The sequence below is a fragment of the Exiguobacterium sp. s21 genome, from assembly GCF_018617975.1.
Taxonomy (GTDB): domain Bacteria; phylum Bacillota; class Bacilli; order Exiguobacteriales; family Exiguobacteriaceae; genus Exiguobacterium; species Exiguobacterium mexicanum_A.
Genome location: NZ_JACSLF010000001.1, coordinates 74,405 through 87,206 on the forward strand (window position 1 = coordinate 74,405; position 12,802 = coordinate 87,206).

Sequence of the window (12,802 nt, forward strand, 5' to 3'; positions counted from 1 at the left end):
GAAGTTGGCGTCAAAACACCAGCGTTCAAATTATCGGGATGGGTAGCTGAACCCTTCCCCGATAACCTCTTTCACTTGGTGGATGACGACGAAGGCACGCGGGTCGGTCACTTCGACGATTCGCTTGAGCGGACCGATTTGACGCTTGTCGACGATCATATACAGCATGTTCTTATCTTGCTTCGTATAGTAGCCGTGACCGTGGATAATCGTCGCCGAGCGACCGAGCGTCTCCGTCAACACGACGGCGAGCTCTTCTTGCTTGTCACTGATGATGGTGACGGCCTTGCGGATGTTGAGCCCTTCAGCGACGAGGTCGATGACCCACGAGCCGATGATGATGGCGATCAACGTATAGAGCACGACTTGCTCCCCGAGGATGAAGCCTGACGCCCCGACGACGATCGCATCGATGATGAACATCGACACGGCGACGCTCATATGCAAATAGCGTTCCATGAGACGGGCGATGATGACCCCGCCTCCGGTCGTCCCGCCGACACGGAGCACCATACCGATGCCGACCCCGATCATAATCCCAGCGTACACGGCCGCGAGCAGTTTGTCCTCGGCCGGGCTGCCCCAGTCATGGGTCAAGCTGAGGAAGAACGACGTCGCGATGACAGCGACGACCGAATAGACCATCGTCCGGCGGTCGAGCAGCTTATAACCGACGATGAATAAAATCCCGTTCCCGATAATCGACGTGACCCCGAGGTCCCAGCCGAACAAGTAGTACAGAATGATGGTGACCCCGAGCAGGCCGCCTTCCGAAAAATCGTTCGGGACGGTGAAGTAGTTCACCCCGAACGCGAGAATGAATGAGCCGGCGACGATCCAGGCGATATCCTTCAAGGAGATCGATTGGAGCTTCTTCCAGACTTGTTGACGCAGTAGATGTTGTTGCTGACGTTTCATCAATTTTCCCCCTTCCATATAAAAAAGACCGCGGCACAAAGCCGCAGTCTAAGTCTTACTGTTGAACTGGCTTTGGCGCACCGTCTTTCATAATCGGCAACTTGCGGTCCACGACGTTCGTGTAGACGTTCAAGAGTGCCTCTTTTTCCAAATCCCAGTTATATTGCTCACGCGCCGTCTTCGTGTTTTCTTTGACACGGGCGTAGAGTGCTTGGTCGTCGAGCAGGCGGTTGACGCCTTCGGCGATTGATTGTGGGTCGTGCGAATCGACGACGACACCGACATCGTTGCCGGCGACGACCCGTTCGATTTCCGGGAAGTCACATGACACGACCGGTACTTCGGCCATCAAATATTCGAACAGCTTGTTCGATGACGCCGAGTAGTGGTTGAAGCAGACGTTGTTCAACACTTGGAAACCGAGATACGCGTTCATCGTATAGTACGGTAACGCCTCAACCGGTACTTTGTCAATCATCTTGACGCGGTCGCTGACGCCTTCGTCCTCAATCATCCGTTTGATGACCGGTTTGAGTTTTCCGTCCCCGATCATGACGAGCGTGCCTTCTTTGAAGTCCTTGACCGCGAGGATGAGCTGCTCGAGTCCGCGGCCGGCTTGAATGCCGCCTTGGTACAAGAGGATCTTCTCATCTTTCGGCAAGTCGAGGAGCGCATGCAAGTCTTTACGGAGCGAGAAGTCGAGCGGACGATAGAACGGATAGTTGTGGAGCACGTACGGATAGAAGCCGTAGAGCTCTTCGTTGTGCGCCGCGCGCGTGTGGTTCTCGACCATCATCGAATCGACATACGGCAAGAGCCAGCCTTCAAGGTTACTTTGGATATAGCCGTAACCGGTCCGGTCCGTCTGGACTTCATGTGAGTCGTAGACGATTTTGCCTTTGTTGACGATTTTCCCGGCGATGAGCGCCTGCGGGAGCGTGTTCAAGTCGTTGGCGTGATAGAAATCGTACGACTTTTTCGTCGAAGTGAACACCATCTCGAGCATCGCGCTCGCATTGACGATTTGCTTCCGTACCGGCGGGAGAAGGATCGCGCCTGCTGCCGCGCCGAGTCCAATCATCGTGAGCGGTGCGAGGATGACAAGTCCTGCACCGACGAGTCCCGCGCCGATTTTGCGTGTTTTTTTCGCGAAAATCCACTTTTTCACTTGGCTCGCCATTTTCATACCATTCACCAAGATCGGCGGTTGACGTTTGACACGGATGACGCGGAACCCTTCCGGACGCATCTCTTCTTTCGGGAGCGACGGGTTTTTCGGGTCTTGGAGCGCAATTAAATCGACTTCATAGCCCGCCTCAGCGAGTGCCGAGCATTCGCGCAAGACACGCGCGTCATTCGTAAAGTGATTCCATACAAACATACATACTGATTTCATCGTGTTTCCTCCATCGTTACTTTTTCGATCACGTCTTCGAGGACGTGTATATTGTTTTCCCAGCACAGGTTCTCTTTCACATAACGGATCCCGTTCACGCCGTATTTCTCACGCAACTCGGGACGTTCGAGCAGTTTACGGAGCATGTGTTCGATCTCATTGATGTCACGCTTCCGTGACACGTAACCGACCTCGGCCGCTTCGATGACATTAGCCGCATGGCCTGACACCGCCGCGACGATCGGTTTACCGACCGCCATGTAGTCGATCAGCTTGCCCGGGATGACCGTATCGAACACTTCTTGCTCGATCAGGCTGACGAACGCGACGTCCGCGTTCTTGATGGCTTGGAACGCCTCCGTCCGAGGCATCGCCTCGAGGAAGAGGAAGTTCTTGAAGCCACGGACCTTGATCGTCTCTTTCAACTCGTTTTTTCGGTACCCGTAGCCGATCAATTTGAAGTGAACGCGAGGCTCGTCACGGAACCGCTCCGCAAGTTCAAGCAAGAGCGACACGTCTTGGGCGAGGCCCATGTTCCCGGCGTACAGGATTTCCATCCGGTCGTCCTCGGGGACGGTCCGCTTGAGGTTGCGCTCGCTCTCACGAATCGAGTTCGGCATGTAGTGGATCATCTCGTTCTCGACGCCGCGCTGGCGAAGATAGCTGCGGAACCCTTCCGAGTTGATGATGATTTCATCGGCCGATTTGTAGAGCCGCTTCTCGAACCAGAACGCCGGGGCGAGCATCCAGTCGTGTTTAAACACGCCGACGCCTTTCACCGACTCCGGCCAAAGGTCACGCACGTCCAAGATGAACGGGACGCCATACTTCCGTTTCGCATACACACCGACGAACGCCATAAAAAAAGACGGGGTCGTCGCAAAGACGACATCCGGTTTCGAGTCGAGCTTTTGGACGGCGGCGACGCCTTTGATCATCTGTTCCAAAAACAAAGCGAGCCGGCTCACCATGTTCGACGTGTGTTTGCGCTTCTTCGTGATGAGTCGCTTGATGAACGGCTGGTTGTTGAGCGCCTTGTCGTTCCAGAAGCGATCGTCTTTATACAAGTTGAAGTTCGGATACGATGGGGCGGCCGTGATGACCTCCACTTCGTATCCGCGTTCCTTCATGAGATGCGTGATATTTTGCATCCGGTTGCCGGCACTGCCGATCTCCGGATAATAGTTTTGACAGACCATTAACATTGTTTTCAAAAATAACACACCTTACTGTTGTTCGAGTTCGTCCACGAAGCGCTTCAAGAGCGTGTGGACGTTGGCTTTTAAATCTGGGTCGCAGAGCGCGTGGGCAATCGTCGCTTCGATGAAGCCGATCGGTTCCCCGACGTCATAGCGACGCCCGTCAAATTCATAGGCGAAGACGGTCTCCACCTCGTTCAAGCGGGCGATGGCGTCCGTCAATTGGATCTCGCCTCCCGTCCCGACTTTTTGCGCCGACAACGCCTCAAAGACGTCCGGCGTCAAAATGTAACGGCCGAGGATGGCGAGGTTCGATGGGGCTTCACCGACGGCCGGTTTCTCAACGAACGTCCGGACCGGGATGAGCTTTCCTTCGACGGCAAGCGGGTCAATTATACCATATCGATTCGTCATTTCATACGGGACGCGTTGCACCCCGATGATCGAGCGCTCATACTGCTCGTACTGGTCGATCAATTGCTTCGTCGCCGGCACGTCCGCCTCGATGATATCGTCCCCGAGCAGGACGGCGAACGGTTCGTCGCCGATGAACTTCCGGGCACACCAAATCGCGTGGCCGAGCCCTTTCGGTTCCTGTTGCCGTATGTAGTGGATGTTGGCGAGGTTCGACGAGTGGCGCACCGACTCGAGGAGCTCGGTCTTGCCTTTTGACTCGAGGTTCTGTTCGAGCTCGATGGCCCGGTCGAAATGGTCCTCGATGGCGCGCTTGTTCTTCCCGGTCACGATGATGATGTCCTCGATGCCGGAAGCGACGGCTTCTTCCACGATGAATTGGATCGTCGGTTTGTTGACGATCGGGAGCATCTCTTTTGGCATCGCCTTCGTCGCCGGCAAGAAGCGGGTACCGAGCCCGGCGGCCGGGATGATGGCTTTCCGTACGCGTGTCATGGACGTCTCTCCTTTTTTATGCTGTATCTGATAATTATACCCAATTTCCGAGTATTCACGCACACAAAAAAACGGCCATGACGCACGTCACGACCATCTCCGGTCGTCCATATACTTGTACAGGAACCAACCACCGACACCGAGCACAATGAGAAGAAGGAGAAAACCGCTGACCATCATGATGAACGCCTCCTTTCACCTACACTAGTCTATTCCCGGAATGACTGGTCGACAAGCACCCCTCTGACATTCTATTTCAGAACCACTTCCGTCCGTGCACCTCGATGAACCGGTACTCTTCTTGATAATGGTCATAATGCCCTTCATCGATCATGTGTTGGAAGGCTGCATCCCCTTCCGCCGCTTTCCGTTTCATCAATCGACAGAGCGCATCGATTCGTAACAGTAACATCGTCAGCAACTCCGTTGTCGAACCTTCCCAGCCATACGCATCCAAGAAGAGGGCGACTTGTCGTTTGTACGTCCCATCATCACGTTCCGCCTCATAGTAAATGACTTCACCCGACTCGGCTTGATGACGCCGGCTGAGCGGAACGAACGTATAAAGGGCATAGACGATATCCCAGGCTCGTGGTCCGGGCGCCGCCAAATCAAAGTCGATGACCCCTGCCACTTTCCCGTCATGGAAAATCGTATTGTAGACGGCGAAATCGTTGTGGCAAATCACTTCAAACGGTGCTGGCGTATGGTCGAACGGTTGCCAATCAGACGGCCACTCGACACCGGCGGTCGCGTCATGCAGCTGGCGCATCAATCGAGCGGCGTCTTGAATCGCCTCATCTGACCACATGTAGGCTTTCAACGGATAATCGGCCGTCTCCCCTTCGAGGTACGTCAACACTTCTCGGCCCTGATCATCCACCCCGACAAATCGCGGCACGCCCGATATCCCTTTCGCCTCCAAATGCGTTAACAACCGCTGAATATGCGCACTGCCATCTTTCTGCGTGCGATAGACGTGATTCCCCTTTTTATAGACGGTCGACACGTTCCCGCCACTCAACCTTTTTTCTTGTTCATTCGATTGGTCCATGTAACTCCCCCTACTCTTCATCGATAACAAATTCAGTATACAGCAGGACGAAGAATCAATGATGGATTCATGACACAATGTTTGATACGGAGGTACAATCCCGTCGAAGCGGCACCGTGACTCTTGCAGGAAAGCAATCGCGCGGAGACCCCGCAAGCGCGTAAGCGCGAGGAGGCTCCGTGGATTGCCTGCAGAAAGCATCGGTGCCGTAAAGACGGGTTTAACCACAAAAAAACAGGCCCGCACGAGGCGAGCCTGAAAAACATCAATTATTTTTTGAGGTTGTAGAACGACTTGATCCCGTCGTATTTCGCTACATCGCCGAGCATGTCTTCGATGCGGAGAAGTTGGTTGTACTTCGCGATACGGTCTGTACGCGAGAGTGAACCAGTTTTGATTTGACCAGCGTTTGTTGCAACCGCGATGTCCGCGATTGTTGCGTCTTCTGTTTCACCAGAACGGTGTGAGACAACTGCTGTGTAACCAGCTTTTTTAGCCATTTCGATCGCGTCAAATGTTTCTGTGAGCGTACCGATTTGGTTAACTTTGATGAGGATCGAGTTCGCGATACCTTTTTCGATTCCTTCAGCCAATTTCGCTGTGTTCGTTACGAAGAGGTCATCCCCAACGAGTTGAACTTTGTTACCGATTTTCTCAGTAAGCAATTTGTGGCCATCCCAGTCGTTTTCATCGCAACCATCTTCGATTGAGAGGATTGGGTACTTGTCAACGAGTTCTGCGTAGAAGTCTACGAGTTCTGCAGTTGTAAGTGATTTGCCTTCGCCAGCGAGTTCGTACTTGCCAGTCGACTTGTCATAGAACTCAGAAGATGCAACGTCCATTGCGAGGTAGACGTCTTCACCTGGTTTATAACCAGCTTTTTCGATTGCTTCAAGGATAACAGTGATCGCTTCTTCGTTTGACTTAAGGTTTGGTGCGAAACCACCTTCGTCACCGACTGCTGTGTTAAGACCCATACCAGAAAGAACTGATTTGAGGGCGTGGAATACTTCAGCACCCATACGGAGCGCTTCACGGAACGTTGGCGCACCAACAGGCATGATCATGAACTCTTGGAAGTCAACGTTGTTGTCCGCGTGCGAGCCACCGTTGATGATGTTCATCATTGGTGTTGGAAGTGTCTTCGCGTTGAATCCACCGAGATACGTGTAAAGTGGAAGACCGAGCTCATCAGCTGCTGCGTGAGCTGCTGCCATTGAGACACCAAGGATTGCGTTTGCGCCGAGCTTCGCTTTGTTTGGTGTGCCATCAAGTTCGATCATTTTAGCGTCGATTGCATTTTGGTCGAAAACATCGTAGCCGATGAGTTCAGGTGCGATTGTGTCGTTTACGTTGGCAACGGCTTTGAGTACGCCTTTACCAAGGTAACGTGACTTGTCGCCATCGCGAAGTTCGACTGCTTCGTGCTCACCAGTCGATGCGCCTGATGGGACGAGGGCACGGCCGAAACCGCCGTCTTCTGTGAAAACTTCTACTTCTACTGATGGGTTACCGCGTGAATCCAAAATCTCGCGTGCGTAAATTTCTGTAATCATTGACATATTGATTCGCTCCTTTTTTTTTAGCAAATTTTTTGAGTTACTTCGTGACGATCGATGTACCGGTCATTTCGGCCGGTTGCTCTCCACCGAGAAGGTGAAGGAGTGTCGGGGCGAGGTCGCACAAGGCACCTTCGAGAACGGGCTTCAGTTCTACCCCTTCTTTCGTGACGATACATGGTACAGGCTCCGTCGTGTGAGCTGTCATCGGTGAACCGTCCGGGTTCGTGACAAGGTCAGCGTTCCCGTGGTCCGCCGTGATAATCGCCGCGCCACCTTTGGCAATGAGTGCGTCCACTACTTTACCGAGGCATTCGTCGACGACTTCGACCGCTTTTTTCGTCGGTTCGAGCATACCGGAATGGCCGACCATGTCCGGGTTCGCGTAGTTGATGATGTACGCGTCATACGTGTCCGATTCGATGCGTTGAAGAAGTCCTTCCGTGAGCTCATATGCGCTCATTTCCGGTTTCAAGTCGTACGTCGCCACTTTCGGTGACGGTACGAGGAAACGATCTTCACCTTCGAACGGTGTTTCTTGTTGTCCGTTCAAGAAGAACGTGACGTGCGGGTATTTCTCAGTTTCCGCAGCGCGGAGCTGTTTGTACCCTTGCGCGGCGAGAGTCTCACCGAGCGTGTTTTTCAAATCTTCTGGTGGGAAGACGATGTCCGTGTCGATCTCATCCGAGAATTTCGTCATCGAGACAAGCAAGATGTTCTCTGGATGTGTGTTCGAAAGTTCGAAGCCTTTGAAGCCGGTTTTCTCTTTGAACACTTTCGCAAGTTCAATCGCCCGGTCCGGACGGAAGTTGAAGAACATGATTGCGTCGTTGTCTTTAATCGTCGCAATCGGTTGACCGTCTTTCTCGATGACCGTCGGAAGAACGAATTCATCCGTCAAGCCGTCTGCATACGACTGTTTAAGAACGTCGACTGCATTCGTGCCGACTTCACCTTTCGCGTTGACGAGCACGTCGTATACTTTCTCGACGCGTTCCCAACGGTTATCGCGGTCCATGGCATAGTAGCGTCCAGACACGCTAGCGACTTGACCGAGTCCGAGTTCAGCGAGCTTCGCTTCCGTCTGTTCGAGGAAGCCAGCGCCTGATTTAGGATCACAGTCACGGCCGTCCGTGAAAGCGTGAATGTATACTTTTTCGATGCCATGAAGTTTTGCGAACTCGACGATAGCGTACATGTGGTTGATGTGAGAGTGAATCCCACCGTCTGAGACGAGGCCCATGATGTGGAGGCTCGAATCATACTTTTTCACATGTCCGGCCAAGTGATTCATCGCTTGGCGGTCGAAGAGTGAACGGTCTTTGATGGAATTGTTGACGCGTGAAAGTGACTGATAGACGACCCGGCCGGCACCGATGTTCAAGTGACCGACTTCCGAGTTCCCCATCTGACCTTCCGGAAGACCGACGTACTCGCCTTTCGCGTTCAAGAGCGTATGTGGATACTGCTCCCAGAAGCGGTCGAAGTTCGGTTTGTTCGCCGCAGCGACCGCATTACCGAACGTCTCGTTCCGCATTCCAAAACCATCCAAGATGATGAGGGCGACTGGTCTTGCCATTTAAATCGCCTCCAACAACTTGAGGAACGAAGCAGCTTCAAGTGAAGCACCGCCGACGAGCGCGCCGTCGATGTCTTCTTGCGCCATATACTCCTTGATGTTCTCAGGTTTTACAGAACCGCCGTATTGGATGCGAACCGCAGCCGCCACGTCTTCACCGTAAAGACCTTTTACCACGTCACGAACATATTTGCATGAGCTTTGCGCATCTGCTTCGTCCGCTGATTTACCAGTGCCGATCGCCCAAACTGGCTCGTACGCGATGACGAGTTGTTTGACTTGGTCAGCTGAGAGGTCCGCGAGGCCACCTTCGACTTGCGTCTTGATGACTTCTTCGAACTTGTCGCCTTCGCGCTCTTCTAATGTTTCACCGACACAAACGATTGGCGTAAGACCGTGTTCGAACGCTTTTTTCGTTTTGCTGTTGATGAACGCATCAGATTCGCCGAAGTATTCGCGACGCTCTGAGTGTCCAAGGATGACGTACGTCACGCCGAGGTCAGCGACCATGGCCGGGCTGATTTCGCCTGTGTATGCCCCACTGTCTTTATCGTACATGTTTTGAGCACCGAGCTTAAGGTTTGACCCCTTCGCTGCTTCTACCATCGGTGCGAGGAAAAGTGCTGGTGCACCAATCGCCGCGTCAACTTTGTCCGTTGACGGGATGTTATTTTTAACTTCCTCTACGAAAGCGACGGCTTCCGAGAGTGTTTTGTTCATTTTCCAGTTACCTGCAATAATCGGTTTACGCATCGATAACCCTCCTCTGTTTTACTTGTCGTTCAACGCTTCGACGCCTGGAAGTTTCTTGCCTTCCATGAATTCGAGTGAAGCGCCGCCACCAGTCGAGATGTGGCTCATTTGGTCAGCAAGGCCGAACTTGGCTGCTGCCGCGGCTGAGTCACCACCACCGATGATTGAGTATGCGTCGCTGTCTGCGAGTGCTTGAGCGACACCTTTCGTTCCGTTAGCGTACTTATCGAGTTCGAATACGCCCATCGGTCCGTTCCAAACGACAAGTTTCGATTCGCGAATCGCTTCCGCGTAAATTTCGACTGTCTTCGGTCCGATATCAAGACCCATGTGATCCGCAGGGATCGCGTCGATATCGACTGGTCCGACGTATGTCTCTTCGCCGAATTCTTTCGCAATGACACAGTCGACCGGCATCAAGAACTTCACGCCTTTGTCTTCTGCTTTTTTCATGAACTGACGAGCGAGGTCGAGCTTGTCTTCTTCAAGGAGTGACGTTCCGACTTCGTGCCCGAGTGCTTTCGAGAACGTGTACGAGAGACCGCCACCGATGATGAGTGTGTCAACGATGTCAAGAAGGTGGTCGATGACCCCAATCTTGTCAGCAACTTTCGATCCGCCGATAATCGCCGTGAACGGACGGTCCGGGTTCGAGAGTGCCTTCCCGAGGACTTCAAGTTCTTTCTCCATCAAGAGACCAGCCACCGCGTGGTCCACGTTTTGCGCGATACCTTCTGTTGAAGCGTGGGCACGGTGAGCCGCACCGAACGCATCGTTGACGAAGATATCAGCGAGTGCCGCGAAACCTTTCGCGAGTTCTGGATCGTTTTTCGTTTCACCAGGGTAGAAACGGACGTTCTCGAGAACGACGACGTCACCTTCACCAAGTTTTGAAACGGCTTCTTCTGCGACTGGACCGTACGCCTCTTCAACGAGGGGTACATCTTTGCCGAGAAGTTCAGCGAGACGTTTAGCGACCGGTGCGAGTGAGTACTCGAGGTTCTTCTCGCCTTTTGGACGGCCGAGGTGGCTCGCCAAAATGACTTTCGCACCGCCGTCGATCAAGTGTTTGATCGTCGGAAGAGCCGCTTGGATCCGCGTTTCATCTTGAATGACGCGATCTTTGAGTGGAACGTTGAAGTCAACGCGGCAAAAGACGCGTTTCCCTTTTACATCGATGTCACGAATAGACTGTTTGTTCATAACCTTCGCCTCCATATGTCGTGCGTGTCAATTTCATAAATAGAGCGGAGAACAATCTCTTGTTTCCGCTCCTATTTGATTCTATTTAGTTCACGAACTTACTTCGCGATTTCAGCGAAGTGCTTGAGTGTGCGAACCAATTGTGCAGTGTAAGACATTTCGTTATCGTACCAAGAAACTGTCTTAACGAGTTGCTTGTCGCCAACTGTCATTACTTTAGTTTGTGTCGCATCGAAGAGTGAACCGTAAGTGATTCCGACGATGTCAGAAGATACGATTTCGTCTTCAGTGTAACCGAATGACTCGTTCGCTGCTTTTTTCATTGCTGCGTTGATTTCGTCAACAGATACAGTTTTCTCAAGAACTGTTACGAGCTCTGTGAGTGAACCTGTAGCAACTGGTACACGTTGTGCCGCACCGTCAAGTTTACCTTGAAGTTCTGGGATAACGAGGCCGATTGCTTTAGCCGCACCAGTTGTGTTCGGTACGATGTTTGCTGCTGCCGCACGTGCACGACGGAAGTCGCCTTTCGGGTGTGGAGCGTCAAGCGTGTTTTGGTCGCCTGTGTAAGCGTGGATTGTTGTCATGAGACCTTCAACGATTCCGAACTGGTCTTGGAGAACTTTCGCCATTGGCGCCAAGCAGTTTGTCGTACAAGAAGCACCAGAGATTACTGTCTCAGTACCATCAAGGATGTCGTGGTTTGTGTTGTAAACAACAGTCTTCATGTCACCTGTAGCCGGAGCCGAGATCACAACTTTTTTCGCGCCAGCTTTCAAGTGAAGCTCCGCTTTTTCTTTTGCTGTGAAGAAACCAGTACATTCGAGAACGATGTCAACACCGAGCTCGCCCCATGGAAGTTCTTCTGGGTTGCGGTTAGCAAGTGTAACGACTTTCTCGCCGTTTACGAGGAAGTGACCGTCGTGTACTTCTACTTCTCCGTCGAAACGACCTTGTGTCGTGTCATACTTGAGAAGGTGAGCGAGCATCTTCGTGTCAGTCAAGTCGTTGATTGCAACAACTTCGATTCCTTCGTTTTTGATGATCTCGCGGAATGCCAAACGACCAATACGTCCAAATCCGTTAATACCAACTTTTACTGCCATAGTTAATTTCCTCCTTAGGGTAGAAGCTATTTATTGAAGAGCCAACGGGGGTCAACTCTTTAATAACGATTTAATAATTCTGTCGCCGCACCTTCGTCTGTGACGAGGATGATGTTCGGCGTGTGTTTCGCATATGCGGCAATCGCTTGTGCCTTCGATTTCCCTCCGGCGACCGCGATGACGGTGTCCATGTCGTCGAGCTCCTCTAATTGGATCCCGACCGTCTTGACCCGATGAACGATTTCACCTTCGGCGTTGAAGTAATATCCGAACGCCTCGGCGACGGCATCATGCCGTTCGATCATCCGCAAATGCTCTGGTGACGCGTGACGGCGTTTCGCCATCGTTTCCGCCTCACCAATTCCATGTACCACAATTCGCGCCGCTCTAATCATTTCCAGGACATTTTTTATGCTAGGTTCCTCCACCATCCGCTCGAACGTCTCTTGCGAAACCTCGTCCGGAATGTGGAGTAAATGATAGTCGGCATGGGCCCGGTCGGCCATTCGAGAACAGACGGTGTTCGCCTGTAACTCAAGCGTCTCCCCGAGTCCGCCGCGTGCCGGCACGAAATGCATCGGCCGTTCTTTTTTATCGGGCGACATCATGGCCGCAACCGATGCCATCGTCGTCCCGCCTGTGACCGCGATGATATTGTCGTCAGGTGCCAGTCGCGCTTTCAGCTGCGTGACGGCGGCCCGACCGATATCTCGCTGGACCCAGAACGTCTCGTCGGAATCACCCGGTACGATGACGACTTGGCGAACGCCTAGTTTTCGCTCGAGTTCTCGTGCGACTTCCGAGATTCCTAGGATCTCTCCCATGACCTCGTGCAAGTCTCTGAGAACGTTTCGGCCCGATTCCGTAAGGGAAATACCTTGAGTAGCGACCATCAATAGACCTTGGTCTTTCAAAAAGTCGACTTCTCGTCTTAGGATTCGTTCCGTCAGCCCGAGGCTTGTGGCGAGTGTCCGGCGGCCGATTGGCTGCATCAACCGGACGTAATGTAAGATGTCGTAACGATGTCGGAGCGTATCGAGCATGTCGGGAACGATTTGCTTCTGAACTTGAATCAGCTGCTGAATCATACTCATTCCCCCTCGACTTAAAGCGTGGACAATTTTTG

General features: G+C 52.6%; 11 protein-coding genes. All 11 read right to left on the bottom strand.

Annotated features, from left to right (window positions below; genetic code table 11):
• Window positions 1-30 precede the first annotated feature (30 nt).
• The gene (locus tag KNP06_RS00380; protein WP_251129706.1) at window positions 31-918 is read right to left on the bottom strand and encodes a YitT family protein; all 888 of its coding nucleotides are present in this window, start codon (window positions 916-918) and stop codon (window positions 31-33) included.
• A 55-nt stretch (window positions 919-973) separates the two neighbouring features.
• On the bottom strand, window positions 974-2,314 hold the full coding sequence (locus KNP06_RS00385) for a glycosyltransferase (RefSeq protein WP_214711508.1): 1,341 nt from the start codon (window positions 2,312-2,314) through the stop codon (window positions 974-976).
• Window positions 2,311-3,519: a glycosyltransferase family 4 protein gene (locus KNP06_RS00390; RefSeq protein WP_251129713.1), complete on the bottom strand. Its 1,209-nt coding sequence runs from the start codon at window positions 3,517-3,519 to the stop codon at window positions 2,311-2,313. Before KNP06_RS00390 ends, KNP06_RS00385 begins: the two co-directional genes overlap by 4 nt.
• A gap of 21 nt (window positions 3,520-3,540) precedes the next feature.
• A complete protein-coding gene (gene galU, locus KNP06_RS00395) occupies window positions 3,541-4,422 on the bottom strand; it encodes a UTP--glucose-1-phosphate uridylyltransferase GalU (protein WP_214711513.1) in 882 nt (293 codons plus the stop codon).
• A gap of 256 nt (window positions 4,423-4,678) precedes the next feature.
• On the bottom strand, window positions 4,679-5,476 hold the full coding sequence (locus KNP06_RS00400; RefSeq protein ID WP_214711515.1) for a phosphotransferase: 798 nt from the start codon (window positions 5,474-5,476) through the stop codon (window positions 4,679-4,681).
• 269 nt (window positions 5,477-5,745) lie between these two features.
• On the bottom strand, window positions 5,746-7,038 hold the full coding sequence (eno, locus tag KNP06_RS00405; protein WP_114166805.1) for a phosphopyruvate hydratase: 1,293 nt from the start codon (window positions 7,036-7,038) through the stop codon (window positions 5,746-5,748).
• A gap of 37 nt (window positions 7,039-7,075) precedes the next feature.
• Window positions 7,076-8,614: a 2,3-bisphosphoglycerate-independent phosphoglycerate mutase gene (gpmI, locus tag KNP06_RS00410; protein WP_214787648.1), complete on the bottom strand. Its 1,539-nt coding sequence runs from the start codon at window positions 8,612-8,614 to the stop codon at window positions 7,076-7,078.
• On the bottom strand, window positions 8,615-9,367 hold the full coding sequence (tpiA, locus tag KNP06_RS00415; protein ID WP_034778525.1) for a triose-phosphate isomerase: 753 nt from the start codon (window positions 9,365-9,367) through the stop codon (window positions 8,615-8,617).
• Between the two features lie 18 nt (window positions 9,368-9,385).
• Entirely contained in the window at window positions 9,386-10,570 is a 1,185-nt protein-coding gene (locus tag KNP06_RS00420; protein ID WP_214787651.1) for a phosphoglycerate kinase, read from the bottom strand.
• Window positions 10,571-10,668: 98 nt separating this feature from the next.
• Entirely contained in the window at window positions 10,669-11,676 is a 1,008-nt protein-coding gene (gene gap, locus KNP06_RS00425) for a type I glyceraldehyde-3-phosphate dehydrogenase (RefSeq protein ID WP_214711521.1), read from the bottom strand.
• A 59-nt stretch (window positions 11,677-11,735) separates the two neighbouring features.
• Window positions 11,736-12,761: a sugar-binding transcriptional regulator gene (locus KNP06_RS00430; protein ID WP_034780023.1), complete on the bottom strand. Its 1,026-nt coding sequence runs from the start codon at window positions 12,759-12,761 to the stop codon at window positions 11,736-11,738.
• Window positions 12,762-12,802: the final 41 nt, after the last annotated feature.

Coding starts and splice junctions, on each gene's coding strand:
- KNP06_RS00380 (WP_251129706.1), bottom strand. CDS start 918: ATGAAACGTCAGCAACAACATCTACTGCGTCAACAAGTCTGGAAGAAG.
- KNP06_RS00385 (WP_214711508.1), bottom strand. CDS start 2,314: ATGAAATCAGTATGTATGTTTGTATGGAATCACTTTACGAATGACGCG.
- KNP06_RS00390 (WP_251129713.1), bottom strand. CDS start 3,519: ATGTTAATGGTCTGTCAAAACTATTATCCGGAGATCGGCAGTGCCGGC.
- galU (WP_214711513.1), bottom strand. CDS start 4,422: ATGACACGCGTACGGAAAGCCATCATCCCGGCCGCCGGGCTCGGTACC.
- KNP06_RS00400 (WP_214711515.1), bottom strand. CDS start 5,476: ATGGACCAATCGAATGAACAAGAAAAAAGGTTGAGTGGCGGGAACGTG.
- eno (WP_114166805.1), bottom strand. CDS start 7,038: ATGTCAATGATTACAGAAATTTACGCACGCGAGATTTTGGATTCACGC.
- gpmI (WP_214787648.1), bottom strand. CDS start 8,614: ATGGCAAGACCAGTCGCCCTCATCATCTTGGATGGTTTTGGAATGCGG.
- tpiA (WP_034778525.1), bottom strand. CDS start 9,367: ATGCGTAAACCGATTATTGCAGGTAACTGGAAAATGAACAAAACACTC.
- KNP06_RS00420 (WP_214787651.1), bottom strand. CDS start 10,570: ATGAACAAACAGTCTATTCGTGACATCGATGTAAAAGGGAAACGCGTC.
- gap (WP_214711521.1), bottom strand. CDS start 11,676: ATGGCAGTAAAAGTTGGTATTAACGGATTTGGACGTATTGGTCGTTTG.